Source organism: Streptosporangium sp. NPDC050855, from assembly GCF_044456585.1.
Taxonomy (GTDB): Bacteria; Actinomycetota; Actinomycetes; order Streptosporangiales; family Streptosporangiaceae; genus Streptosporangium; species Streptosporangium longisporum.
The window spans coordinates 18521-42723 of the sequence record NZ_JBITFY010000003.1 but is presented as its reverse complement, the minus strand read 5'-3'; the positions used below and the strand labels follow the sequence as shown (position 1 = coordinate 42723).

Annotated in this window: 22 protein-coding genes; 20 read left to right on the top strand and 2 right to left on the bottom strand. The window is 74.4% G+C overall.

Annotated elements, in window-relative coordinates:
• Positions 1-459: 459 nt before the first annotated feature.
• Positions 460-2100, bottom strand: coding sequence for an NDP-hexose 2,3-dehydratase family protein (locus ACIBCT_RS08330; protein WP_399186713.1), 1641 nt, complete (start codon positions 2098-2100; stop codon positions 460-462).
• Between the two features lie 147 nt (positions 2101-2247).
• Between ACIBCT_RS08330 and ACIBCT_RS08325 the strand changes: the two genes are divergently transcribed.
• The 3 genes from ACIBCT_RS08325 to ACIBCT_RS08315 all read left to right on the top strand — a co-directional run bounded on the left by ACIBCT_RS08325 (position 2248) and on the right by ACIBCT_RS08315 (position 5733).
• Positions 2248-2844 (top strand): dTDP-4-dehydrorhamnose 3,5-epimerase family protein, encoded by a 597-nt coding sequence (locus ACIBCT_RS08325; protein WP_399186712.1) that lies wholly within the window; start codon positions 2248-2250, stop codon positions 2842-2844.
• A gap of 289 nt (positions 2845-3133) precedes the next feature.
• Positions 3134-4297 carry a macrolide family glycosyltransferase gene (locus tag ACIBCT_RS08320; RefSeq protein ID WP_399186711.1) on the top strand — a complete coding sequence of 388 codons (1164 nt, stop codon included), beginning with the start codon at positions 3134-3136 and terminating at the stop codon, positions 4295-4297.
• A complete protein-coding gene (locus ACIBCT_RS08315; protein WP_399186710.1) occupies positions 4297-5733 on the top strand; it encodes a BTAD domain-containing putative transcriptional regulator in 1437 nt (478 codons plus the stop codon). Before ACIBCT_RS08320 ends, ACIBCT_RS08315 begins: the two co-directional genes overlap by 1 nt.
• Positions 5734-5809: 76 nt before the next feature.
• Here the strand turns inward: ACIBCT_RS08315 and ACIBCT_RS08310 are convergent, their stop codons facing one another.
• The gene (locus tag ACIBCT_RS08310) at positions 5810-7570 is read right to left on the bottom strand and encodes an FAD-dependent oxidoreductase (RefSeq protein WP_399186708.1); all 1761 of its coding nucleotides are present in this window, start codon (positions 7568-7570) and stop codon (positions 5810-5812) included.
• Between the two features lie 134 nt (positions 7571-7704).
• Here ACIBCT_RS08310 and fabG point away from each other — a divergent pair, with 134 nt between their 5' ends.
• From fabG to ACIBCT_RS08225, 17 genes are all read left to right on the top strand, one after another.
• Positions 7705-8457, top strand: coding sequence for a 3-oxoacyl-ACP reductase FabG (gene fabG / locus ACIBCT_RS08305; RefSeq protein WP_399186707.1), 753 nt, complete (start codon positions 7705-7707; stop codon positions 8455-8457).
• Positions 8458-8494: 37 nt separating this feature from the next.
• Positions 8495-8785, top strand: coding sequence for an acyl carrier protein (locus tag ACIBCT_RS08300; RefSeq protein ID WP_399186706.1), 291 nt, complete (start codon positions 8495-8497; stop codon positions 8783-8785).
• A complete protein-coding gene (gene fabZ / locus ACIBCT_RS08295) occupies positions 8782-9342 on the top strand; it encodes a 3-hydroxyacyl-ACP dehydratase FabZ (protein ID WP_399186705.1) in 561 nt (186 codons plus the stop codon). The genes ACIBCT_RS08300 and fabZ overlap by 4 nt, the downstream gene beginning before the upstream one ends.
• A gap of 3 nt (positions 9343-9345) precedes the next feature.
• Positions 9346-10410 carry an aminomethyltransferase family protein gene (locus ACIBCT_RS08290; RefSeq protein WP_399186704.1) on the top strand — a complete coding sequence of 355 codons (1065 nt, stop codon included), beginning with the start codon at positions 9346-9348 and terminating at the stop codon, positions 10408-10410.
• Positions 10411-10441: 31 nt separating this feature from the next.
• Entirely contained in the window at positions 10442-12844 is a 2403-nt protein-coding gene (locus tag ACIBCT_RS08285) for a beta-ketoacyl synthase N-terminal-like domain-containing protein (RefSeq protein WP_399186703.1), read from the top strand.
• Positions 12841-13617 (top strand): nitroreductase family protein, encoded by a 777-nt coding sequence (locus tag ACIBCT_RS08280; RefSeq protein ID WP_399186702.1) that lies wholly within the window; start codon positions 12841-12843, stop codon positions 13615-13617. The genes ACIBCT_RS08285 and ACIBCT_RS08280 overlap by 4 nt, the downstream gene beginning before the upstream one ends.
• Positions 13614-14858, top strand: a complete 1245-nt coding sequence (locus ACIBCT_RS08275) for an NAD(P)/FAD-dependent oxidoreductase (RefSeq protein ID WP_399186701.1) — start codon at positions 13614-13616, stop codon at positions 14856-14858. The genes ACIBCT_RS08280 and ACIBCT_RS08275 overlap by 4 nt, the downstream gene beginning before the upstream one ends.
• A 22-nt stretch (positions 14859-14880) precedes the next feature.
• Positions 14881-15750: an alpha/beta fold hydrolase gene (locus tag ACIBCT_RS08270; protein WP_399186700.1), complete on the top strand. Its 870-nt coding sequence runs from the start codon at positions 14881-14883 to the stop codon at positions 15748-15750.
• A gap of 21 nt (positions 15751-15771) precedes the next feature.
• A complete protein-coding gene (locus ACIBCT_RS08265; RefSeq protein WP_399186699.1) occupies positions 15772-16803 on the top strand; it encodes an ACP S-malonyltransferase in 1032 nt (343 codons plus the stop codon).
• Entirely contained in the window at positions 16800-17357 is a 558-nt protein-coding gene (locus tag ACIBCT_RS08260) for a hypothetical protein (RefSeq protein ID WP_399186698.1), read from the top strand. Before ACIBCT_RS08265 ends, ACIBCT_RS08260 begins: the two co-directional genes overlap by 4 nt.
• Complete coding sequence (locus tag ACIBCT_RS08255) at positions 17357-18205, top strand: ester cyclase (RefSeq protein WP_399186697.1); 849 nt, start codon at positions 17357-17359, stop codon at positions 18203-18205. The genes ACIBCT_RS08260 and ACIBCT_RS08255 overlap by 1 nt, the downstream gene beginning before the upstream one ends.
• Before the next feature lie 22 nt (positions 18206-18227).
• Positions 18228-19007 carry an alpha/beta fold hydrolase gene (locus tag ACIBCT_RS08250; protein ID WP_399186696.1) on the top strand — a complete coding sequence of 260 codons (780 nt, stop codon included), beginning with the start codon at positions 18228-18230 and terminating at the stop codon, positions 19005-19007.
• Between the two features lie 62 nt (positions 19008-19069).
• Positions 19070-19621, top strand: a complete 552-nt coding sequence (locus ACIBCT_RS08245; RefSeq protein ID WP_399186695.1) for a 4'-phosphopantetheinyl transferase superfamily protein — start codon at positions 19070-19072, stop codon at positions 19619-19621.
• Positions 19621-20637, top strand: coding sequence for a nitrous oxide reductase family maturation protein NosD (locus tag ACIBCT_RS08240; protein WP_399186694.1), 1017 nt, complete (start codon positions 19621-19623; stop codon positions 20635-20637). Before ACIBCT_RS08245 ends, ACIBCT_RS08240 begins: the two co-directional genes overlap by 1 nt.
• Positions 20634-21596 (top strand): ABC transporter ATP-binding protein, encoded by a 963-nt coding sequence (locus ACIBCT_RS08235; RefSeq protein WP_399186693.1) that lies wholly within the window; start codon positions 20634-20636, stop codon positions 21594-21596. Before ACIBCT_RS08240 ends, ACIBCT_RS08235 begins: the two co-directional genes overlap by 4 nt.
• Before the next feature lie 23 nt (positions 21597-21619).
• Positions 21620-22777, top strand: a complete 1158-nt coding sequence (locus ACIBCT_RS08230; protein WP_399186692.1) for an ABC transporter permease — start codon at positions 21620-21622, stop codon at positions 22775-22777.
• 80 nt (positions 22778-22857) lie between these two features.
• Positions 22858-24018 (top strand): ABC transporter permease, encoded by a 1161-nt coding sequence (locus ACIBCT_RS08225; protein ID WP_399186691.1) that lies wholly within the window; start codon positions 22858-22860, stop codon positions 24016-24018.
• Positions 24019-24203: the final 185 nt, after the last annotated feature.

Below are 24203 nucleotides of genomic sequence, written 5' to 3'. Positions count from 1 at the left end.
AGAACAACCCCATACTCCGCAAATAACGGGATTCGATCGTCAGTCCCGGTGGATCTTTTCGCATGATAGGCGACCGCCCGCGCGCGCGGCCGTTCCGGGACCCCTAGGCGAACCCCTGAAATCGCTTCGAACGCATAAAAGATGATTAAGGCTCATTTAAAGAGTGTGGACGGTGGCCAATGTGTGACTTATTGCGATCAGAGAGGTTCAGGTGGTCGAGCGGATTCCGCCCGTGACGGGTCAGGGCCCCGGCGCCTTTACCGCCCCGTCCTCCGGAAGGGGACCGGAGACGGCCGGATTCGGGGTCGTGCTCATCGCCGAGGACTGCTCCAGGAACGAGTGGGCCGCCAGGTGCCGGCCCTCTTCACCGGCCCCCCGCGCAGATCGCCGGGCGGATCCGCGGCGACGGGTTCACCTACGTCACCGTGATGGACCCCGCCATGGAGGACTTCGCGAGGGTCATCGGACACCTCCGGTGACGGGCCGCCGGTGTGCGCCCACCGCCACCGCCGTGGCCGCCGTGCCTGTCGTCCCCGCCGTCCCCGCCGCCACCGTCGTGCCCGCTCTGCTCGCCGCCACCGTCGTGCTCGCCGTCGTCGTGCCCGTCGTGCCCGTCGTGCCCGTCAGGCCGTGCAGGCAGGCGATCAGGGTACGGGCCTGGACGTTCAGGTAGTAGCTGTGCCGCAGCAGCCCGTCGAGCTGGTGCAGGGCGAGCCAGCGGAACGACGGATGGCCGGGCAGCGGATCCTCGTCGGTCTCGACGACCAGGTAGCGGTTGCGCGCGTGGTAGAAGCGGCCGCCCTCCTCCGACAGGACGGTGTCGAAGCGCACCCGCCCGGGCAGCGCCCTCACCGTCTCCAGCACCTGGTCCAGCAGCACCGGCCGGGCCCGCGCGGGCAGGTGGTCGTAGTCGCCCGGCGCGCACTGCACGGTGGGGGCCAGCTCCACCACGTCGGTGCAGCCGGGCTCGGCGCGGGCGTGCACCAGCGCGTGCAGCACCCCGCGGACCGGCCTGACCAGGAAGGCGACGAGCCCCGTGCCCACCGGCTCGATCATCGGCTGCGTCCACCGGCCCACCTCGCGGCCGTGCGCCTCCACGCGCACGCCGACGACGTCGAAGAACCCGCCGCTCTCGTGCGAGATGCGGCCACCGGAGCGGTGCCAGCCGCGCAGCCGGTTGAGCGGCAGCGGCCTGACCTGGACGTCCACCGTGGAACGGACACCGCTGAGCCAGCTCAGGATCTCCGGCGTGCCGTGCGCGGCGCCCGCGCCCGGGTCGCGCGAGCGCTCCAGCAGGGCGCCGAACCCGCCACCGGACCCGCCACCGGACCCACCGGCGAGCCCGTCGCCGAACCTGTCGCCGAGCCCACCGCCGGACCCGCCGTCCGCCCGGCCGTCCCGCGCCGGCAGGCACGCCAGCACCGTCCGGACGTCCATGTTGACCAGATCGGGCACCGACAGCAGGTCCCGCACCCGCCGCAGCGGCAACCACCGGAACCCCTCGGCCGCGGCCACCTCCTCGCCGACCTCCACGACCATGTTGCGGTTGCGCTTGCGGTAGAACCAGGCGCCCTGCTCCGACTGGCGCACGTCGGCCAGCACCCGCCCGCGCGGCTCCCGGAAGAGGTCCAGGTACGGCACCGGCCGCCCCCCGTGCACCCCGGTGTAGTTGCTCCTGGTCGCCTGCACCGTGGGCGAGAGCTGCGGCCCGTCGATGTTGCCCGGCTCGTTCTTGGCCTGCATCAGCAGGTGCGGCACCCCGCCCACGCGCTTGAGCAGGATGCCGAGGATGCCCGTCTCGGGCTGGTTGATGATCGGCTGGGTCCAGGCCGGCACCGCCCACCCGGGCCGGCGCACGTCGAGGCCCTCGATCGTGAAGAACCGGCCGCTGCGATGGCGGATGTCGCCCGTCTCCGGGTCCTCGTACCAGCCGGCCAGCTCCTCCAGGGGCAGCCGGGTCACGCTCATGAACGTGTGCCCGGCCGTCTCGCGCAGCCACTCCTGTACGTCGGTGATGACAAGCTCCTCACAGCGCCGCCCGCCGTCCGCCGCCCGCCGGCCGTCCGCTCGTCGGCGGTCCGCCGGTGGCGACGCTGCCACGGGCCGCCGGGACCGCTCAACCCCTGCTCACGTGCGGTCCCCTGCCCCGCGAGGGGCCGAATCATAGGGGTTCTGCTCCCGGCCGCGGCGTTCCTACGCTTTCGGGGTGAACGCCATGACCGATCGCCGGGGAACGCGGGCCGGCGGGTGAGACACCGCGAGCTGGCCGTGGCCGGCGCCTTCGTGTTCGACCCCGAGGTCCGATCCGACCCGCGCGGCAGCTTCGCCTCGCCGTACCAGGAGAGCGCGTTCGCCGCCGCGACGGGCCGCCCGCTCTTCCCGGTCGCGCAGACCGGCCGGAACGTCTCCCGGCGCGGGGTGGTGCGCGGCCTGCACTACACGCTGACCCCGCCCGGCACCGCCAAGTACGTCTTCTGCGCCGGCGGTCGCGCCCTGGACATGGTCGTCGACCTGCGGGTCGGCTCTCCGACGTTCGGCCGCTGGGAGGCGGTGGAGCTGACCGCCGGCAACGGCCGCGCCGTCTACCTGCCGCCGGGCGCCGGTCACGCGTTCGCCGCGCTGGAGGACGACACCGTGATGTGCTCCCTGCTGTCCGCCGAGTACCGCGAGGAGGACGACCTCACCCTGTCGGTCCTCGACGAGGACCTCGCGCTGCCGCTGCCGGGCGGGCGGCCACCGGCGCTGTCGGAGCGCGACGCCGCCGCGCCCACCCTGGCCGAGGCGGCGGCGCACGGGCTGCTCCCGGACTACAGGCCCGCCCCGGCGCCGTACGCGGTGCGGTGACGACCCTCCCGCGTGTCCCGGGTGTCCCGCGCGCCGCGGTGAGCCGCCGTACGCGGCGGCCGCGGGACGACCCCTACCCCTGCCCCGGGGTGGACGTCGCGGGCGCGCGGCTCCCGGGGTCCGGCGGCCCCGGATCCCCACCCCTTCCCGGAGCGGGGGAACCCCTAGAAAAGGCGCGAACATAAGGGGCACGGTAGGGGAGACCGTCCCTTCCACCCCCCCTAGATTGGGCACCGCACGTAAAGCGCAAAGCCCTCGGGAGGATCCAATGACGGGGCGTTTTCTTTTCATGTGCCAACCCGACCACGGACACGTCATTCCCAGCCTCGCCGTGGTCGCCGAACTGGTCCGCCGGGGGAACCAGGTCACCTATCTCACCTCACCCGCCATGGCCGGGCCGGTGACGCAGGCCGGAGCCACCGTGCTCCCGTACGACTCGATCTACCAGGACGTGGAGCTGCGGAAGCTGGAGGACGATCCGCTCGGCCTGCTCTCGCTCTTCCTCGACGAGAGCGCGGAGATGCTCGCCGCCATCGGCCCCGAGCACAGACCGGACGTGATCGTCTACGACCTCTCCGTCCTGCACGCCGGGCGCGTCCTGGCCAGGAAGTGGGGGGTGCCCGCCACGCAGCTCATCCCCGTCTTCGCCTCCAACGCCCACTTCTCCTTCCTGTCCGCCATCTACGCGGAGGAGGACGGCGGGGCCGTCCCCGAGCTCCCGGGCTGGGTGGACGGCATGCTCGCCAGGACCCGCGACCTCGCCGAGGCCCACGGCGTGAAGGCCGACCCCGCCGAACTGTGGTGGGAGGTGCAGGACTCCACCCTGGTCGCCGTGCCGCGCGCCTTCCAGTTCGCCGGCGACACCTTCGACGAGCGGTTCACCTTCGTCGGCCCCTGCCTGGGCGAGCGCCGCTTCCTGAGCGGATGGGAGCCACCGGGGGACGGGCTGCCGATCGCGCTGCTGTCCTTCGGCACCGTGCTCAGCAGCCGCCCTGAGGTGTTCCGCACCTGCGTGCGAGCCTTCGCCGAGCTGCCCTGGCGGGCCGTGATCACGCTGGGCGACGGCATGGACCCGGCCGACCTCGGCGCGCTGCCGCCCAACGTCGAGGTCCACCGGTGGGTGTCGCACCTGGACGTGCTGCGCCACGCGTCGGTGGCGGTCACCCACGCCGGCATGGGAACCGTCATGGAGACGCTCTACCTGGGCCGTCCCTCGGTCCTGCTCCCCGCCACCGCCATCGACCGGCTCGGTGCCCGCCGCGTCGAGGAGCTCGGGCTCGGCCGGGTGCTCGACTCCGCCGTCCTCACCCCCGACCGCCTGGTGGAGACGGTGCTCTCCGTCGCCTCGGACGAGGGCGTGCGGCGGGCCGCGGACGGAATGCGGCGGGAGATCGAGGCGGCGGGCGGCACGGCCCGCGCCGCCGACGTGCTCGAACGCCGTCTGGCCGCCTGATGGAGCGGTCCGCGCCCGGCCGGGCGCCCGCGTTCGAGTTCCACGTGCTGGGCCCGCTCACCGTGTTCAAGGACGGTACCGAGCTGTCCATGAGCGCCAACAGGGAACTGGTCATCCTGGCCAGCCTGCTGCTCAACGCCAACCGCGTGATGAGCGTGGAACGGCTCGTCGAGGCCGTGTGGGCGGGCTCGGCGCCCCCGAGCGCCTGGCGGCAGGTGGCCATCTGCGTCTCGCGGCTGCGCCGCACGCTCGGCGCGGGCCTGATCGAGACCTCCAGCCCCGGCTACCTGCTGCGCGCCGCCCCGGCCAGCATCGACTGGCTCCGGTTCCGGGAGCTGGTGGCGCGCTCGCGCGGCCAGGCGGCCGCCGGTGAGCGCGAGGACGCCGTCCTGCTGCTGCGCGACGCGCTCGCGCTCTGGCGCGGCCAGCCGTTCGAGGACATCCGCGGGCTGCGCTACGACGCGGCGCGGATGGCCGAGTCGCGGCTGGAGGCCCTGGAGACCTGCCTGGTGCTGGAGATCGAGCTCGGCCGCCACCACCAGGTGATCCCCGAGCTGCTCGCCCTCGTGGCCGAGTCGCCCTTCCGGGAGCGGGTACGGGCGCAGCTCATGCTGGCGCAGTACCGCGCGGGCCGGCGCGCCGACGCGCTGCGGACCTACCAGGAGACCCGCCGCTACCTGCTGAAGCAGATCGGCCTCGAACCCGGCCCGGCCCTGCGGCGGCTGCACGAGCAGATCCTGCGGGACGAGTCGGCCCTCATGCGCCCGCCTCCGTCGCGGCCCTCCGCGGGCCGGCCGATGCCCTCGCAGCTCCCGCCGCAGGTCCTGCCGTTCGTGGGCCGCGACGAGGAGCTGGCCACGCTGGACGCGATCCTGGGCTCCGCCCGCGCGCCGGGCGCCATGGTGCTGTGCGGGGCCGCGGGCGTCGGCACGACCACGCTGGCGGTGCACTGGGCGCACCGCCGGGCCGACCGCTTCCCCGACGGGCAGCTGTACGCCGACATGGGCGGCACCGGGCCCGTACCGGTGATGGACCGGTTCCTGCGGGCGCTCGGGGTGCAGGACATGCCGGCCGACCCCGCCGAGAAGCTCGCCCTCTACCGGAGCTGCACGGCGCGCAGGCGGCTGCTGGTCGTGCTGGACGGCGCCGAGCACGGCGACCAGGTGCTGCCGCTGCTGCCGAGCGGGCCGGACTGCCGCGTCATCGTCACCAGCGCCGACCCGCTCGACGACCTGGTGGCCCGGCAGGGGGCCGACCGGGCGTTCCTGCGGCCCCTGACCGACGACGCGGCCAGGCACCTGGCGGACCTGCTGGTCGGCGGGGCGTTCGACCCCCAGGCGGTGTCGGACCTCGTGGTCACCTCGGGAGGCAACCCGCTGTCGCTGCGGCTCGGCGCCGCCCGCCTGCGCTCCCGCGCGGGACAGCCCGCCGCCTGAGGCCGCCGCACCGGCCCCGACGCCGATCCCGTACCCGCCCCGTGGACCCCCGGCCACCCGCCGGGGGGTCCACGCGTCAGTGCCTGGACAGGATCCGGCCGAGGGCCTCGGTGAGCGTCCGCGCCGAGGCCGGGCCGTCGGGGGAGCGCCAGGCGACGTGACCGTCCGGGCGGACGAGGACGGCGCCGGTGGGACCGAGCTCGTACTCCTTGGCCCAGGTGGGGGAGGTGAGCGGGCCCGGCGCGGCGGCCGGGGGACGGGAGGCGCCGGCCCCCGCGACGTCGGAGTCCGCGACCTCGGTGTCCGCGACCTCGGTGTCCGGGACGTCGGTTCCCGCGATGTCGGTGTCCGGGGCGTCGGCGTCCGAGATCTCCGTGACGGTGAGCGGGACACCGGTGAGGCGGGCCGTCTCCGCGGCCGCCGCGGGCCAGCCCGCGCCCGCGGCGGCGAGCAGAGTGAAGTGCGGGCCGAGCAGGTCCAGCGTCGAGACCCGCCCGTGCGGACCGTGCAGCCACACGTGCGGGGCCCGGTGCCCGGGCCGGGCGACGGGGACGTAGGTCCGGTACGGGTCGGCGGGGGCGGGGGGCGCGGTGCCGTCGGGCAGCACGGCGCCGGAGTCGTAGCCGAACCCCAGCACCAGCCCCTCGCAGCTCCGCCGCCCGGCCTGCCGCTCGATCGCCTCCCGCATGGACAGCCGGCCCTCCATCATCGCGAAGGTGATCAGCGCGTTGTTCAGGCTCTCGTCCACCGTGCGGACCGCGACGGGCCGGCGTTCGGCCTCGTAGGTGTCCAGCAGCTCCTCGCCCGCCGTGCCGCGCAGCACCGCGGCCAGCTTCCAGGCCAGGTTGTGCGCGTCCTGGATGCCGCAGTTCATGCCGAACCCGCCCTGCGGCGTCGCCACGTGCGCGGCGTCGCCCGCCAGGAAGACCGGCCCGGACCGGAAGGCGGTGGCGACCTTGGCCTGCTGCAGCCACGGCATCACGCCGAGGACGGTGACGGGCAGGCCGGGCACGCCGACGGCGGCGCGCACGGTCGCCAGGCAGACCTCCTCGGTGAAGTCCGCCGGGCTGCCGCCCAGCTCGGGCTCGTAGCCGGTCTGCACCATCCAGCGCCGCTCGTGGTCCACCGCCTCCACGGCGCAGGGCGGGTCGCTCAGGAACGACAGCGCGGCCCGCCGGTCGGGGGGCAGGAAGCCGAGGTCCGCCTCGAACATGATGCTGATCATGTGGCCGAGCGGCGGAGGCCCCTCGACGGCGATGCCGAGGTCCTCGCGCACGCCGCTGCGGCTGCCGTCGGCGGCCACCAGGTAGCGGCAGCGCACGACCGTCTCGCCGTCGGCGGTGGCGTTCATGCCGGTCGTCGTCCCGTCGCCGGTGCGTCTCACGGTCGCCGTCACGCCGTCGGCGGTCGCGCTCATGCCGGTCATCGTGGCGCCGAACCACACGTCGGCCTCCGGACGGGACTCGGCCAGCCGCCGGAGGATCACCTCCAGGCGGTCCTGCGCGCACAGGAAGGTGTAGGTGGGGCTCTGCGGGGCGTCCCGTTCCAGCTCGGCGGCCGACCGGACGAAGTCGTCGGCGGTCAGGGAGCTGCCGACGCCCACCGCGAGGTAGTCCTCCCGGGGCATGCCGGTGCGCTCCACCTCGTCGTGGACGCCCCAGCCGCGCAGGATCTCCATCGTCCTGGTGGTGATCAGGCGGGCCTTCGGGAAAGCCGACGTGTCCGGGCGCCTCTCCACCAGCAGCACGGATGTTCCGTGACGGGCGAGTTCAATGGCGGCGCTGAGCCCGACGGGCCCGCCTCCGACGACCAGAACGTCGACATCAACCTCATTCATGCGCCCAGACTCATATATAGAGAATATTCAGGTCAATTGCCAGATATCTGGATGATGTAGGCGTGATATCAGCTCTTAGTAGCTTATGCCTAAAGATCTATTAATCCTGCGGCGATTATCGAATTCCTGGAGAGATGATGCTCTTTGCCCCCGGCTCTGTGGCCGTGGTGACGGGCGGGTCCCGCGGGATCGGCCGGGCCGTCGCGCTCGACCTGGCCCGGGAGGGCGCCCACGTCGTCGTCAACTACGCCCGGTCCGAGAGTGACGCCAAGGAGGTGGCCGACCAGATCGCCCGGGAGGGCGGCAGCGCGAGCGCCGTACAGGCCGACGTCACCGACGAGGACGCCGTCAAGCGCCTCTTCCGCACCGTGCGGGCCGACCACGGACGGCTCGACGTGCTGGTGACCAGCGCCGGCGTCACCCGGGACCGCTACCTCATCGCGATGAGCCTGGAGCAGTTCCGCGCCCCCCTGGACACCAACCTCGTCGGCACCTTCCTCGCCTGCCGCGAGGCGCTCAAGCTGATGCAGCACCAGCGGAGCGGGTCCATCGTCACCATCTCCTCCTCCAGCGGGCTCGACGGCGGCTTTCCCGGCCAGACCAACTACGTGGCGTCCAAGGGCGCGATCATCGCCTTCACCCACGCGCTGTCCAACGAGGCGGCCCCGCACGGGGTGCGCGCCAACGTGGTCGCCCCGGGCTTCGTCTCCACCGACATGACCCGCACGGTGCCCGCCGACATCAGGAAGCGCTACGAGTCGCGCATCCGCCTGGGCCGGATGGGCCGGCCGGAGGAGATCGCCTCCATCGTCAGCTTCCTCGCCTCGGACAAGGCCTCGTACATGTCCGGCTCGGTGGTCGTCGCGCACGGCGGCGGCCTCCAGTGACCCGCCCGCCCTTCAGCACGGCGCACAAGGAGAACCCATGACCATCGACGAACTGCGGGCGAAGGCCGCCCACCGGCGGCAGACCTGCAGCCAGATCAAGAAGATGATCGTGTCGCGGCTCGACCTGGAGATCGAGCCCGACTGGATCACCGACGACCAGCCGCTGTTCGGACGCGGCCTCGAACTGGACAGCCTCGACGTGCTGGAGCTCTACGTCGCCATCGAGGCCGAGTTCGGCGTAGCGCTCTACGACAGCGACATGGCGGTGTTCGGCTCGGTGTCGCGGCTCGCCGACGAGGTCGACCCCGCGCTGAGGGCCCCGGCATGACGGTGACCCAGGCGGCGACCCCGGCGGCGACGCAGACGGCGGCGACGGCTTCTCCCGCGGCGACGGCGACCCGGGTGGCGACCCGGGCGGCGCAGCAGGCGCCGGCCGTCTCCGGCCTGACCCACGACCAGATCCGCGCCGTACTGCCGCACCGCTGGCCGATGCTGCTGCTCGACCGGGTCGTCAAGGTGGTCCCGGGCGTCAAGGGGACGGCGACCAAGAACGTGACCGGCACCGAGCCGTGGTTCCAGGGCCACTTCCCCGGCCAGGCGGTCCTGCCCGGCGTCGTGGTCGTCGAGGCCATGGCCCAGCTCGCCGGCGTGGTCTTCGCCCTGGCGGGCGCCAGCGAGATCGGCTACCTGGCGGGCGTCAGGTCGATGCGCTTCCGCCGCCCGGTCGTGCCCGGCGACCAGCTCGTGCTCACGGCCGAGCAGACCGGCGGCGGCGCGGGATTCGCCGAGTACCGGGTCTCGGCCCGGGTGGACGGCCGGGTCGCCGCCGAAGGAAACCTCACGATCGCCGATCCGGCGAACCAACGTCCCGCGCGAAAGGTGTGAACCATGGTCAACGTCCTCGCGACCCGGCATCCGGAGGGGACCGTCCACGGTGACGTGGGCGACTCCACCGTCCCGCTGCGCTTCTCCTCCCTCTCACAGGAGTACCGGGTGCTCAGGGAGCGCGCGGCCGTGCTCGACCTCGGCGGGCACGGGCTCGTCGAGATCACCGGCCCCGGCGCCGTGGACCTCGCCCAGCGGCTGCTGGCCCGCGACGTGGAGTACCTCACCTCCGACCGCTGCATGATGAGCCTCGTCCTGGACGAGTCCGGCCGGGTCGTGGACCAGGTCATCGCCTTCGGCCGGGAGGACGGGCTGCTCCTGGAGAGCTCCTGCGGCGCCGGCGCGCGCCTGCTGGACCACGTGCTGGCGCACGCCGAGGACGGCGTCGAGGTCGTCGACCGCTCCGCGGAGCTGACGGTCATCGGCCTGGAGGGCCCCTACGCGTGGGGCGTGGTCGGCCGCCTGATCGACGGCGAGCTCGCCTCACTGCCGTTCGAGTCCGTCGTGGACACCGTCTGGGACGGCGTGGACATGATCTTCGCCAGGACCGGCTACACCGGCGAGTACGGCTACCAGATGATCGTCCCGCGCGAGGCCGCGCCCGGCCTGTGGGCGGGCGCGCTGGAGCACGCCCAGCCCGCCGGGCAGGAGGCGCTGGAGCTGGCGATGCTGGAAGTGCGCCAGCCGATCCCGCGCCACGAGGTCACCCCGGGCGCCTCGGTGATCGAGATCGGCGCCAACTGGCTGGTCGACATCACCAAGGCCGACTTCGTCGGCCGCGACGCCGTGGTGGAGGCGTTCGAGTCCGGAGGCGGGCGGCGCACGGTCGGGTTCACCGGCGGCGACGGCGTCCCGGCACCGGGCACCCGCGTGCTCGCCGGCGGCCAGGACGTGGGCGAGGTCGTCCACGCCGTGCACAGCACCGGCCTCGGCGCCACCCTCGGCCTGGCCCGGGTGGACCCCGAACTGGCGGCGGCCGGCCTCGACCTCACCGTCGACGGTCTCGGCGTCACCACACTGACCAGCCCGTACATCGTGCCCAAGAGCTGGAGCATCCCGATCATCTGATCGGCCGGTCACGCTGAGAAGGAGGTAGAGCATGGCGCTGCGGCCCGTCGTCGTCACCGGACTGGGCATCATCTGCGCGGCCGGCAGAGACCCCGCGGAGTTCTGGACGCGGCTCACCACGGCCAGGGGCGGGCTCACCCCGATCGAGGACGAGGCGTTCGCCGTGTTCACCGCCAGGTACGCCGGACAGGTGCCCGACGCGTGGATCGACGAGCAGCTCCCCGCGGACGAGGCGGCCGGGGACCGCACCGCGCGGCTCGCGCTCGTCGCCGCCCGCCAGGCGGTCGAACAGGCCGGTCAGTCCGGTCAGTCCGGTCAGGCCGGTCAGGGCGGCCGGACCGGGCAGACCGGGCGGCCGGGGCAGGCCGATCCGGTACGGACGGCACCCGACCCCGGCCGGTTCGGCGTCATCCTCGGCAAGTGCCAGGCCACCCCCGGCCCCGGGGGGAGCTACCAGCCCATGCACCACACCGCCGACGTGATCGCCGAGCGGCTCGGCCTGGGTGGGCCGCGCATCCTCGTCTCGACCGCCTGCGCCGCCGGCGGCAACGCGGTCGGCCTGGCCAGGGACAAGATCCTCACCGGTGAGGCCGACGCGGTCCTGGCCGGTGGCGTCGACCCGCTGCTGTTCGGCACCTACGCGGGCTTCGCCGGGCTGCAGGCGCTCAGCACCGGCCCGTGCCGGCCCTACAGCCACTCCGACGGGCTCAACCTCGGCGAGGGCGCCGCGTTCCTGCTGCTGGAGCCCCTGGACCTGGCGCTCGCCCGGGGGGCCACGCCGCTGGCGGAGGTCGCCGGCTACGGGCTCTCCGCCGACGCCTACCACGCCACCGCCCCCGACCCCACCGGGCGCGGCGGGGCCGGCGCCATGCGCCGCGCGCTGGCCGAGGCCGGGCTCACCCCCGACGACGTCCACTACGTCAGCGGGCACGGCACCGGCACCCCGGCCAACGACACCATGGAGGCCAAGGTCATGCGCCTGGTCTTCGGCGACCGCGCCCCGCAGGTGCCCACCAGCAGCATCAAGTCCTTCGTCGGCCACACCCTCGGCGCGGCCGGCGCGGTCGAGGCCGTGGCGAGCGTGCTGGCGCTGCGCCACGGCGTGGCACCGCCCACGATCGGCTTCGACGACGATGCGCGCGACGATGCGCGGGCCGACCTGGACTACGTGCCGAACCGGGCCAGGAAGATGGCCGCCGACACGGTGGTCTCCAACAACTACGCCTTCGGCGGCAACAACGTCTCGCTCGTGCTGACCCGCCCCCGGGACCCGGCCCCGTACGGGCCCACGCCCCGCCGGGAGGCGGTGATCACCGGGCTGGGGCCGGTCACCGGCGCGGGCACCGGCATCGCCGAGACGGCCGCGGCGATCACCGCGGGCCGCCGCGCCGACGGGCGGGACCCGTCCCTGGAAGGCCGCACGTTCGCGCCGCGGTCGCTGTGGCGGCACATGAACCGCCTGTCACGCCTGGCCATCGCCGCCTCCCGCCTGGCCTGGGAGGACGCCGGCCTCAAACTGCCGCGCAAGGAGCTGGACGACGTCGCGCTGGTCTTCGCCACCGGCGCAGGGTCGGCCGAGAGCACCGGCGGCTTCGACGACAGCATCGCCCTCAACCCCAACAAGCCGGCCGTGCTGAGCTTCTCCAACGTGGTGCTGAACGCCACCGGCGGCGCGGTCTGCCAGACGCTCGGGCTGCGCGGCCCCACCACGACCCTCTGCAACGGCGCGGCCTCGGCGTCCATCGCCCTGGACTGCGCCCTGGAGATGATCGACGCGGGCAAGGCCGAGGTGGTCCTGGTCGTCGCCGCCGACGAGACCGCCGCCCGGCACGCCCCCGAACCCCCCGGCACCCCCGGCACCCCCGAACCCCCCGGCACTCCCGACGTCCTCGACGCCGCAGGGCCGGTGCCCTACGGGGCGCAGGCGGCAGCGGCGGTACCGGTGACGGCCGGATCGGCGGCCGTGGCCTTCGTCGTCGAGTCGGCCGAGCACTGCGCCGGGCGCGGCGGCAGGCCGTACGCCCGCGTGGCCGGCACCCGGCACGCGGCCGGACGGGGAGCCGAACCGGTGACGCGCAGCCTCGCGCTGCCCGGGACGGCGCCCGGCCTGGTCGTCGGCGCCGCCACCGGCCTGCCCCGCGACGGCGAGGAGGCGGCGGCGGTCCTGGCCCGCATGCCGGACGCGCTCCTCACCGCCTCGGCGGCCCTGATCGGCGACTGCCAGGCCGCCACCGGCGCGATGAACATCGCCCTGGCCGCGCTCGCCGTCCGCGACGGCCTCGCGCCGGCGCTGACCGGGCTCGCCGCGCCGCTCACCGGCGACCGGGGCTCGTACGTGACCCGTCCCGAGCTCGCCGCGCCGGTGGCGAGCGCGCTGGCGCTGACCGCGGCGCACGACTCGGTCCGCGGCGCCGTCCTGCTGGAGGCGCCGTGAACGCCATCCCCTCCGGCACGCCCCTCACCGCTTCCTCCGACACCGCTTCCGCCACCCCCTTCGACGTGGCCGAGACCGACCGGTTGCTGACCACCACCCGCTCCGTGCGCCGCAGGCTGGACCTGGACCGGCCCGTGGCCCGGGAGGTCGTGGAGCAGGCACTGGAGGTCGCCGTCCAGGCGCCCACCGCCAACAACCACCAGAACTGGCGTTGGCTGGTGATCACCGAGGCGGACGTCAAGGAGAGGCTCGCCGAGATGATCCGCTCGTCGTGGACCTTCCACCGCAACGACATGTGGACCAACGCCGGGCGGCGGCGCAACGACGCGCAGGCGCGCCGCAACTACGACTCCGCCCGGGCGCTCACCGAGACGATCGCGAGGGTGCCGGCGCTGGTCATCCCCTGCGTGCTCGGCCGGCCTCCGGACATCGCCGCCATCAACGCCCACTGGCGCGCGCGGATGGCCGACAAGGCCGACGAGGACCCGGGCCACCTCGTCCAGCACGGCGAGACGCGGGCCAGCATCTTCTACGGCTCCATCTTCCCGGCCATCTGGTCCTTCCAGCTGGCCCTGCGCAGCCGGGGACTCGGCAGCACGATCACGTGCCTGCACGTGCCGCACGAACGCGAGACCGGGCGGCTGCTCGGCATCCCCACCGGGGTCACGCAGGTCTGCATGATCCCGGTCGCCTACACGCTGGGGACCGGCTTCCGCCCGGCCGACCGCTACCGCGCCAAGGAACGGACCTACTGGGAGAGGTGGGGTCAGTGACCCGATCCGAGCGGCCCGACGTCGTCATCGTCGGCGGCGGCATCGCCGGCGCGTCCGCCGCCTGCAAGCTGTCCGCCGGTGGGCTGTCCGTGGTGGTGCTGGAGAAGCAGGACGCCTACCGGGACCTGGTCCGCGGCGAGTGGCTGGCGCCCTGGGGGATCAGGGAGGCGCAGCGCCTGGGCGTCGACGACTGCTTCTCGGCCGGCGGCGCCTGGGAGATCCGCGAGTGGATGACCTGGGACGAGGCCGTCGCCGACGACGAGGTCGAGGCGGTGGACATGACCAGGTTCATCCCCGGCATCGGCGGCCCCATGTCGTTCCCGCACCACGCCGTGTGCGAGCTGATGGCCGAGCAGGCCACGGCCGGGGGCGCCCACCTGGTGATGAACGCCTCGAAGATCACCGTCGTCCCCGGGGAACGGCCCGTCGTCACCTACCGGACGCCCGAGGGCCCGGCCGAGCTGCGGCCCCGCCTCGTGATCGGCGCCACCGGCCGGGGCTGCACGATCGGCCGCCAGGTCGGCATCACCATGCGCAACTCCATGCACCACTGGGGCGGCGGCATGATGGTCGAGGACATGGCCGGCTGGCCGCCCGACGTGCAGGCCATGGGCACCGAGGGCGACGTCATGTTCATGGTCTTCCCCCAGGGGTACGGCCGGGCCCGCCTCTACCTGAACTTCCCCACCGTCAACAAGCACCGCTACCGGGGGCCGGGCGCGGTCGAGCGCTTCCTGGCCGCGTTCGAGCTCCAGTGCCTGCCCGACCGGGGCAAGGCGGTCACCGAGTCGACGCCCGCGGGCCCGCTGTCGGTGTGGCCGTCGGTGTCCAGCGTCCCCGAGGGGCCCCCGCTGACCGAGGGCGTCGTCCTGATCGGCGACGAGGCGGGCAACGCCGACACCGTGCTCGGCACCGGCCTGTCGTGCGCCATGCGCGACTCCCGCACGGTCTGCGACATCCTGCTGGACTCCTCCGACTGGTCGCCCGCGGCGTTCGCGCCGTACGTGAGCGAGCGGGAGTCCCGCCTGGAGCGCCTGGCCTTCGGCGCCTCCATCATCAGCAGGCTGCACGTGGAGTTCGGCCCCGCCGCCGTCGAGCGCAGGCGCCGGGTGCGACGGCTCATGGCACGCAACTTCGCCGCGCAGGTGACCGGGCTGCTGAACATGGTCGCCCCGGAGGACGTACCGGAGTTCGGGTTCAGCGAGTTCTTCGCCGAGCGGTTGTTCAGGGAGACGGCATGACCGAGATGCCCAGGGAGACGGCGTGACCGAGAAGAGAACCGTACGCGTCAACGACGTGGACCTCGCCTACGTGGACGAGGGCGAGGGCGACCCCGTGATCCTGCTGCACGGCTTCCCCGACTCCTCCTACCTGTGGCGCCACCAGATCCCGGCGCTCGTCGAGGGCGGGTTCCGGGTCATCGCGCCCGACCTGCGCGGCTTCGGCGACTCCGGCAAGCCGCAGGAGGCCTCGGCGTACGGGATGCAGACCATCGTCAACGACATCGTGGCCCTGACGCTGCACCTGGGCGTCAAGCGCCCGCACCTGGTCGGCCACGACTGGGGGGCGGCGATCGCCTGGATGTACGCGTTCCTGATGCCGCGCAGGCTCGACCACCTGGCGGTCCTGTCGGTCGGCCACCCCGGCGTCTTCGCGACGCCCTCGCTGGAGCAGCGCGCGGCCTCCTGGTACATGCTCTTCTACCAGTTCCCCGGGGTGAGCGAGGAGCTGCTGCGGCGCAACGGCTGGCGGCTGTTCAAGGAGATCATGGGCCGCGAGGGCGACCACGACCGCTACCTGCGCGACCTGGCCAGGCCCGGCGCGCTCACCGCCGGGCTCAACTGGTACCGGGCCAACCGCTCGCCCGAGGCCGAGCTGCGCCCGGCCCGGCCGTTCCCGCCGGTGTACGCGCCGACGCTCGGCATCTGGGGCGCGGGCGACAAGGCGCTCCTGGAGGAGGGCATGTCCGCCTCCGGCAAGTACGTCAAGGGCCCGTGGCGCTACGAGCGCATCGACGACGCCGGCCACTGGCTCCCGCTGGACGCACCCGACGAGGTCAACAAGCTGCTGCTCGGCTTCCTCGGCACGGAACGGCCCGCGCACCAGGAGCGGCGCCCCAGGCGCCGGCTGTAGTCGGCGAAGGGAGACGACGACATGCTGGGCTATCTCTTTCCCGGACAGGGAACGGTCCGCGTCGGCATGGGCGCCTGGCTGCACCGCAGCCCGGTGGCCCGGCGGCGCCTCGACCAGGTCGACGCGTTGCTGGCCCGGCCGATCTCACCGCTGTGCGCCCGGGGGCCGCTGGAGCGCCTGGTCGCCACCGAGCACGCCCAGATCGCGGTCACGGCCTGCAACCTGGCGGCGCTGGCCGTGCTCGACGAGGCGGGGTACGAGCCCACCGTCGTGGCCGGGCACAGCGTGGGCGAGCTGAGCGCGCTGCACGCGGCCGGGGTGCTGGACCTGGCGGGCACGGTCCGGCTGGTGGAGCTGCGCGCCCGGCTCATGGCCGGGGTCGCCGCCCGCGGCGGGATGCTGGCGGTGATGGGCCTGCCGGTGGAACGGGTCGAGGAGCTGGCCGCGGCGGCCTCCGCGCCCGGGGAGCCGGTCGTGGTGGGGCTGGAGAACGCGCCCGGCCACGTGGTGGTGTCGGGCTCGCAGGCCGGGCTCGACCGGCTCGCGGAACTCGCCGCCGACGCCGACAAGATCGTTCCATTGAAGGTGGGCGACGCCTTCCACTCGCCGCTGATGGCCGGGGCCGAGCGCGCCTGGGCCGAGGCGGTGGCGGCGGCCCCCATGCGCGCCCCCCGCGTCGCCGTCGTCCCCAACGTCACCGGTGAGCCGACCGCCGACCTCGGCGTCCTGCGCCACGCGCTGGTCGCCCAGCTCACCGGCCGTGTCCGCTGGACCCGCACGATGGAGGCGATCACGTCCGCGCCACCGGACACCGCGCCGGGCATCGCGTCTGACACCGCGCCGGGCATGGCGCCGGACGGGGTGCCGGTCTCCGGGCCGATCCCCGCACCGATCCCCGCGCCGGTCTCCGGGCCGGTCCCCGCGCCGGTGTCCGTGGTCGAGGTGGGGGACAGCAAGGTGCTCACCGGGCTGGCCCGCCGCACCGGGGTGCGCTGCCTGAGCATGGCCGACCCCGCCACCCTCAGGCGGCTGGCGAAGGCGGTGGCGGCATGAGGCGGTGGGGCAGCGCGATCGTCGGCCACGCCGGGCTCACCGGCCCCCACGAGCTCGTCGGCGACATGCCGCTGGAGGTCGTCTACACGCGCGCCGAGCGCGTCAGGTCGTCGGGCGGGCGCACCCTGCAGCACTGGGCGGGACGGCTGGCCGCCAAGCACGCCGTCCTGCGCCTGCTCGGCCTGCCACCGACCCCCGAGCGCCTCGGCCAGGTGGAGATCCTGCCGCTCCCCACCGCGGCCTGCCGGGAGGACCGGGCCTGCCTCGGCGGGCACCCGCCCGCCGTACGCCTGCACGGCGACCTGGCGGCGCTCCCGCCGGCCACCGGTCCCGGCACTCCCGTGAACACCGGCGCTCCCGCGGACGACGCCGGTCCCGCGAACGCCGACGCTCTCGCGAACGACGCCGATTCCGCGGACGACCCCGGTCCCGCGGCGTCCGGCGACGCCGGGTGGATCCGGGTGTCGATCAGCCACACCGACGTCCGGGCGGTCGCCCTGGCGGTGCGCAGCGGGCGGCTGCCGGAAGACGGGCCGCACGAGGGGGAGACCTGATGGACGCCAGGAAGACGGCCGAGACGCACCTGGAGGCGTGGCGGGCCGGCGACGCCACGGCGGTCGCGGCCAGCACCGACACCTACACCGACCCCGACTGCCCCGCCCCGCTGGCCGGCGAGGCGCTGGCCGCGCACGCCGCCGCCACCCTGGCCCGCTTCAGGAACCTGACCTTCGAGGTCGGCCACGTCACCGGGGACGAGGACGCCGCCGCCGTGTCCTGGAGCCTCGAGGCCGACCACCGCGAGGCGTACCTGGGCATGCCCGCGGCAGGCGGCACCGTCACCGTGTCCGGCCTCGACATGGTCACCGCCGGAGTCGGCGGCGTGCACGTGCGGCGCGTGTTCGACCGGCTCGCGATCGCCGGGGCACTCGGCTACACGGCGCGCTTCGTGCCCGCCGCCGACGGGAGCCGCGAGTTCGGCGTGAGCGCCAGGGCCGCCACCGGCCGCACCGAGCGGCCCGGCGCGCTCGTCCTGACCTGGCTGGAGATCCGCGACGACGCCGAGTCCGCCGACGTGGACCTGCTCAGCGTGGAGATCGTCAAGTCGCTGCGCGCCTCGCGCGGCTTCCTCGGCGTGACCACGTTCGACGTCGGCGGGCGCAAGTTCACGCTCAGCGCCTTCGACCGGCCCGAGTCGCTGCGCGCGGTCCACGCCCGGCCGCACCAGCGGGCCATGCGCCGCTTCTTCAAGGGCGGGCTGTGCACGCGCGTCCACACCAGCGTCTGGTACCCCGCCACCGCGCGGGACCACGCCCGCTGCCCCGAGTGCGAGCAGGTCGTGACGGCGGGCACGGGCGCGGCCTGCGACTGCGGATGGACCCCCGACGACGCCTCGACGCTGTGACCGAGTGACTGGAGCCTTGACGATGAGGGAATTCACCACCGAGCACCGGCCCGGTGACCGAGCACCGGCCGTGGTGTTCATGTCCGCCCTGTTCGCCGGCGGCTGGATCTGGGACCACCCGTACGAGAGCCTGGCGCGGGCGGGCCGCACGGTGCTGCGCACGAACGAGGCGATCTGCGCCATGGACCGCCAGGTGGCCGGGTCCATCGAGCGGCTCGGCGACACGCTGCTGGACGCCTGCGACGCCGCCGGTCTGGACGACATCGTCGTCTGCGCCAACTCCCTCGGCGGCCTGGTCGCCATCGACCTGGCGGGCCGCCGTCCCGACCGGGTACGCGGCATCGTGGTGAGCGGCGCGCCCGGTCTCACCGCCGACCCGGACGTCGGGCTGAGCTTCGACCGGCGCGGCAGCATCCGGCCGACCGGCGAGGACTTCGGCCGGCGCATGGTGGCGGCGCTCTTCCACCGGGGATGCCACTTCTCGGCCGAGCGCATGGCCGAGGCGGGCGAGCTGATCAACCGCCCCGACTCGATGGTGTCCATGGCCCGCAGCCTCAAGGCCACCCGCGCCTACCGCGTCGGCCCCGCCCTGGACAAGGTGACCTGCCCCGCCCTGTACGTCTGGGGAAGGCACGACCGGATGACGCCCGTGGCCCCCTGGCTGGAGATCCTCGCCGGGCGGGAGGGGCACGAGACGCTCGTCGTCGAGGAGAGCGGCCACATCCCGATGGTGGAGCGCGCCGAGGAGTACACCGCGGCGCTCGCGCCGTTCGTCACCCGATGCGCCGGGGCCCTCGCGTGAGCCCCGCCGTCCGCGCCGGAGCCCCGCGCGAGGCCGCCCGTCTCCCGTACCGGAGCGCCCGCGTGAGCGCGCCCGCCGTCCTGGTGGGCGTGGACATCGTGGAGGCCGACCGGCTGGCCAGGGCCGTGGGCCGGGGCGGGGAGACCCTCGCCCGCCACGTCGCCACCGCGGCCGAGCGGAGCCTGGGAGCGGGCCGCGTCGCCTTCTCGGTCAAGGAGAGTCTCGTCAAGGCCGTCGGCGGGCGCCCGCCCGGCTTCACCTGGCACGACTTCGAGGCCGTGACCGCGCCCGCGGCGCCGTGGGCCGAGCCGCTGCTGGACGAGGCCGCCGGCGAGCTGGCCGCCTCCACCGGGCTGCCGCTGACCGCCGGGGCGGCGTACGCGATCCGCGGCGCCAGCGCCCGCGCGGCGCTGGCGCGGCTGAGTCCCGGCACGCCGGCGACGGTCGCGGCCGCCGCCCGCTGGGGCGAGGGCCGCGGGGTGTTCGTGTCGGTGGCCGTCGTCTACGCCGCCCCGCCGGCCACGCGGGAGAACGCGCAGGGAGATCCGCGGGGGAACGCGCGGAGGAACACGCAGGGAGATCCGCGGGGGAACGCGCAGGGGGAGGAGAGCTGATGTCCGAGACGAGAACGGTCCATCCGGGGGAGTCGATCCAGCGGGCGCTGGACGAGAGCGGCCCCGGCGCCCGGATCCTGCTGGGGGAGGGGACGTACGCGCAGAGCGTGTGGATCAGGCATCCCGGCGTGACGCTGACCGGCGCCGGGGCCGGGCGCACGGTGCTGGTGCCCGGCGACGGCGGGCCGCCCGACGTCCCCCGGCTGCACGACGCCGCCGAGGACGTGGTCAGCGGCCTCACCGTGCACGGCGACGCCGTGGGCGACGTGCGCGTGGAGGCGCTGACGGTACGCGGCTTCTCCGGCGCCGGCGTCTACGCCCACTCGGCCGCCGGCGTGGGCGTGCACGAGGTGGAGGCGCGCGACAACGCCGTCTGGGGGATCTACCTGCGCGAGTCCACCGGCTGCCGGGTGACGCGCTGCCGCGCCTCGGGCAGCCAGTACGGCGGCGTCGCCCTGAGCTTCTGCCCTCGCTCCGACGCCGAGATCACCGGCAACGAGTCCTTCGCCAACGCGTTCGGCATCTTCGTGGACAACTCCTCCGGGGCCGCGCTGCGGGGCAACGCCTGCCACGGCAACGCGATCGGCGTCCTGCTGCTCAACCAGGTCTACGAGGGCGAGCCCGAGGGCGGCGTGCGCGACTGCCTGGTTTCCGGCAACGACCTGTACGGCAACGTGCTGGCCGCCGGAGCCGAACCGGACGGCCTGGGCGCGGCCGGCCCGCCGATCTCCGGCGTCGGCCTCGCCCTGATCGGCACCCACCGGGTGGTCGTGGTGGACAACCACATCCACGACAACCACCCCGGCGGCGAGTCGATCATGGGCGCCGGGTTCGTCATGGGCTCCTCCGCAGACTTCGGCGGCGACGACGTCCTCGACTGCCACGTGCTGTGGAACCGCGTCACCGGCAACACCCCGCTGGACTACCAGCTCGGCGCCGACCCCGCCCGGCAGGTGTTCGCCGCCAACACCGCGGCCAAGGGCGACCCGCCGCAGGCACCGGGGTGGCGACGATGACCGCCACGACGACCGCCGCGACGACCGCCGCCCTGTCCTGCCTGGACCTCGGCAAGCGCTACGGCGACCTGGTCGCCGTGCACGACGTCGGCTTCTCCATCGCCCCCGGCCAGGCGTACGGCCTGCTCGGCCCCAACGGCGCGGGGAAGACCACCACGATCTCCATGCTGGTGGGGCTGCTGCGGCCGGACGCGGGCACCGTGACGGTCGGCGGCGTCGACCTGGCCCGCGAGCCGCTGCGCGCCAAGTCCAGGATCGGCTACGTACCGCAGGAGATCGCCCTCTACCCCGAGCTGACCGGCCGGGAGAACCTGCGCTTCTTCGGCCGGATCTTCGGCCTGCGCCGCCGCGCCCTCGCCGCGCGCATCTCCGAGGTGCTCGACCTGGTCGGCCTCGCCGACCGGGCCGACACCAGGCTCGACACCTACTCGGGCGGCATGAAGCGGCGCATCAACATCGGGGCCGCCCTGCTGCACCGCCCCGAGGTGCTCATCCTCGACGAACCCACCGTGGGCGTGGACCCGCAGAGCCGCAAGGCCATCCTCGACGGCCTGGAACACCTGGTCGGCGACGGCATGGCGCTGCTGTACACCTCCCACTACATGGAGGAGGTCGAGCGGGTCTGCGACCGGGTCGCGATCATCGACCACGGCCGCATCGTCGCCGACGGCACCCGCCGCGAGCTGGTCGCCCTGGTCGGCAGTGCCGACACCGTCGACCTCACGCTCGACGGCGACGTCGAGTCCGCCTTCGCCGAGCTGCGCGCCGTGAAGGGCGTGACCGAGGCCGCCAGGACCGGGACCGCGTCCGTGCGCCTGATGGCGGACGGCGGCAGGTACCTGCTGCCCGCGCTCATCACCGCCGTGCAGGGGCACGCCGTCGTGACCGCCGCCCAGGTCGTCGAACCCGACCTGGAGGCGACCTTCCTCCACCTCACCGGCACCACCCTCCGGGACTGACCATGTGGCGAGCCATGCTCACGGTGAGCGCACTCGAACTGCGCACCCGGCTGCGCGACGGCACCGCGATCGTCATCGCGATCCTCGTGCCGGTGACCCTGTCCACCCTGTTCGGGCTGGCCCTGGGCGGCGACGACCCGCCGCTGCGCGCCACGATCGGCGTCGTCGACCTGGACGGCGGCGAGTTCCCCGCCAGCGTGCGGCGCGAGGTGACGGCCGACGAGGAGCTGAAGGGCAGCGTGACGCTGCGCGACCTGCCGGCCGAGGCGGAGGCGCGGCGGGCGCTCGACGCCGACGAGATCGGCGCGGCCATCGTCTTCCCCGCCGGGTTCAGCCGCGGCGTCGGCGAGGGGGAGGGCGGCGACGTCACCGTCCTGACCTCGCCCCGCTCGCCGCTGGCCGGCGTGGTCGCGAGCGCCGTCGTGGACCGGATCTCGGCGGTCGTGGACGCCAGGACGCTGGCGGTGCGCGCGGCCCTGCTCGCCGGGGTGCCCGGGGACCGGGTCAAGGAGCTGGTGGAGCGCAACGGCGCCGCCGGGCCCGCGCTCGCGCTCACCGGCGACCCGCTGGCCGGCGGCAAGGTGGACCTCGCGGTCTACTACGGCTCCGGCATGGCGGCGCTGTTCGCCTTCTTCGTCGTGGGCGCGTCGTTCCGGAGCCTGCTCACCGAACGCAGGCTCGGCACCCTCGACCGGATGCGGGCCGGGCCGCTGGCCTCCTGGGTCCCGGTCGCCGGCAAGGCCCTGGTCGGGTTCGCCCTGGCCATGGTCGGTGTCTGCGCCACCTGGCTCTCCGGCACGCTGATCTTCGGTTCGAGCTGGGGCGACCCGCTCGCGGTGCTCGCCGTGCTGACCGCCCACGTGCTGGCCGCCGCCGCGATCACCATGCTGGTGGCCGTCCGGGTCAGGACCGACGCCCAGGCCGACGGGGTGATCATGGTCATCTCGTTCGTGATGGCGTTCCTCGGCGGCAGCCTCGTACCGCTGCACAACCTGCCCGGCGTGCTGCAGGGCGTGGCGCTGCTGACCCCGAACGGCTGGACCGCCACGGCGCTGGCGGCACTGGCCGACCCCGGCACGGGCGTGACCGCCGTCGCGGGCCCGATCGCCGCCCTGCTGGCGATCACGCTCGTCACGGGCGGCCTGGCCGTCGCCGGCCTCAGGAAGGGGATGCTGCTGTGACCGTCCCCGCGACCTCCACGACACCCGGGACGCCCATGCCCCCCGAGACGCCCGTGCCCCCCGGGACACCCGGAACGCCCGTGACCGCCGCGGTGCTCCGCCCGAGCCCGGTGACCGCGCTGGTGGCCGCCAACCTGCGCAGGCTCACCCGTGACCGCACCGGCCTGTTCTTCATGCTCGTCATGCCGTTCGTGTCCATCCTGTTCGTCGGGATGACGCTCGGCGGCGGCAGCGGCTCGTCCCGGCTCCCCGTGGGCGTCGTCGCCCCCGGCTCCGACGCCGTCACCGCCTCCCTGCTCGCCGAGCTGCGCCGCCACCCCGACCTGGCGGTACGGCCCATGGACGGGGTCGAGGACGTGCGGTCGGGCGTGCGGACCGGCTCGCTGGCCGCCGGGCTGATCATCGCGCCCGGCGCCACCCGCCTGGACCTCGTCGTGACCCAGACCAACGGCAGCGGCCTGGCCGCCCGCGGCGCCGTCGACGGCGCGGTCGCCAAGGTCGCCGCCGTCCTGGAGGCCACCAGGGCCGTGGTGACCGCGGGCGCCACCCCCGAACAGGCCGCGGAGTACGTACGCCGGGCACAGGCCGAGTCGGGCCGTGTCGGCGTGACCGGCTCGGCCGCGGCCGGCGGCGACCCGCGCGGCTTCGCGTACACCGCCCCGGCCAACCTGCTGCTGTTCACCTTCGTCAACTCGATGGCCGTGGCGGCCGCCATGGTGGAGAGCCGCAGGCTGGGGATGCTGCAGCGCGCGCTCACCGCGCCCGTACGGCGCCGGTCGGTGCTGCTGGGCGAGGCGCTGAGCCGCCTGTTCGTCGCGCTCGCGCAGGCCACGCTCATCGTGGTGGTCAGCGCGCTGATGTTCGGCGTGTCCTGGGGCGACCCGATCGGCGTGGCCGCCGTCGTGGGGACGTTCGCGCTCGTCTCGACCGGGGCCGCCATCCTCGTCGGAACGCTGCTGCGCTCGCCCGAGCAGGCCCCGGCGATCGGCCCGCCGCTCGGCGTGGTCCTCGGGATGCTCGGCGGCTGCCTGTGGCCGCGCGAGTCCTCCGGAGAGGTGCTGAACGCCATCGGCCACTTCTTCCCGCACGCCTGGGGGATGGACGCGCTGCTGACGCTCGCCGTCCCCGGCACCGGCCTCGCCGCGGTGCTGCCCCAGCTCGGCGTGCTCGCCGGAATGGCCGCCGTGCTGCTGACCGTCTCACTCGTCCTGTTCGACCGCCGTACCCGGACCCGCGCGTGAGCGCCGGGAGGAAGGAGGGGAGCGCGATGAAGGGCGTCCCGCCCGCCGTGGGACGGGGCGGGGCCGGGACGATCGATCCCGGCCCGGGCCCCGCCCGGCCGGCCGCCGGAACTCCCGGGGCACCGCCGCAGGCCGGCCGGTACGCCCGGCCCACGCACCATCGCCAGGGCGCACCGATCGCCTGT

Bases quoted from the DNA above. Each gene is read 5' to 3' on its own strand.
- ACIBCT_RS08320 (WP_399186711.1), top strand. From the start codon at position 3,134: ATGTGCCAACCCGACCACGGACACGTCATTCCCAGCCTCGCCGTGGTC.
- ACIBCT_RS08315 (WP_399186710.1), top strand. From the start codon at position 4,297: ATGGAGCGGTCCGCGCCCGGCCGGGCGCCCGCGTTCGAGTTCCACGTG.
- ACIBCT_RS08310 (WP_399186708.1), bottom strand. From the start codon at position 7,570: ATGAATGAGGTTGATGTCGACGTTCTGGTCGTCGGAGGCGGGCCCGTC.
- fabG (WP_399186707.1), top strand. From the start codon at position 7,705: ATGATGCTCTTTGCCCCCGGCTCTGTGGCCGTGGTGACGGGCGGGTCC.
- ACIBCT_RS08300 (WP_399186706.1), top strand. From the start codon at position 8,495: ATGACCATCGACGAACTGCGGGCGAAGGCCGCCCACCGGCGGCAGACC.
- fabZ (WP_399186705.1), top strand. From the start codon at position 8,782: ATGACGGTGACCCAGGCGGCGACCCCGGCGGCGACGCAGACGGCGGCG.
- ACIBCT_RS08290 (WP_399186704.1), top strand. From the start codon at position 9,346: ATGGTCAACGTCCTCGCGACCCGGCATCCGGAGGGGACCGTCCACGGT.
- ACIBCT_RS08285 (WP_399186703.1), top strand. From the start codon at position 10,442: ATGGCGCTGCGGCCCGTCGTCGTCACCGGACTGGGCATCATCTGCGCG.
- ACIBCT_RS08265 (WP_399186699.1), top strand. From the start codon at position 15,772: ATGCTGGGCTATCTCTTTCCCGGACAGGGAACGGTCCGCGTCGGCATG.
- ACIBCT_RS08260 (WP_399186698.1), top strand. From the start codon at position 16,800: ATGAGGCGGTGGGGCAGCGCGATCGTCGGCCACGCCGGGCTCACCGGC.
- ACIBCT_RS08255 (WP_399186697.1), top strand. From the start codon at position 17,357: ATGGACGCCAGGAAGACGGCCGAGACGCACCTGGAGGCGTGGCGGGCC.
- ACIBCT_RS08250 (WP_399186696.1), top strand. From the start codon at position 18,228: ATGAGGGAATTCACCACCGAGCACCGGCCCGGTGACCGAGCACCGGCC.
- ACIBCT_RS08240 (WP_399186694.1), top strand. From the start codon at position 19,621: ATGTCCGAGACGAGAACGGTCCATCCGGGGGAGTCGATCCAGCGGGCG.
- ACIBCT_RS08235 (WP_399186693.1), top strand. From the start codon at position 20,634: ATGACCGCCACGACGACCGCCGCGACGACCGCCGCCCTGTCCTGCCTG.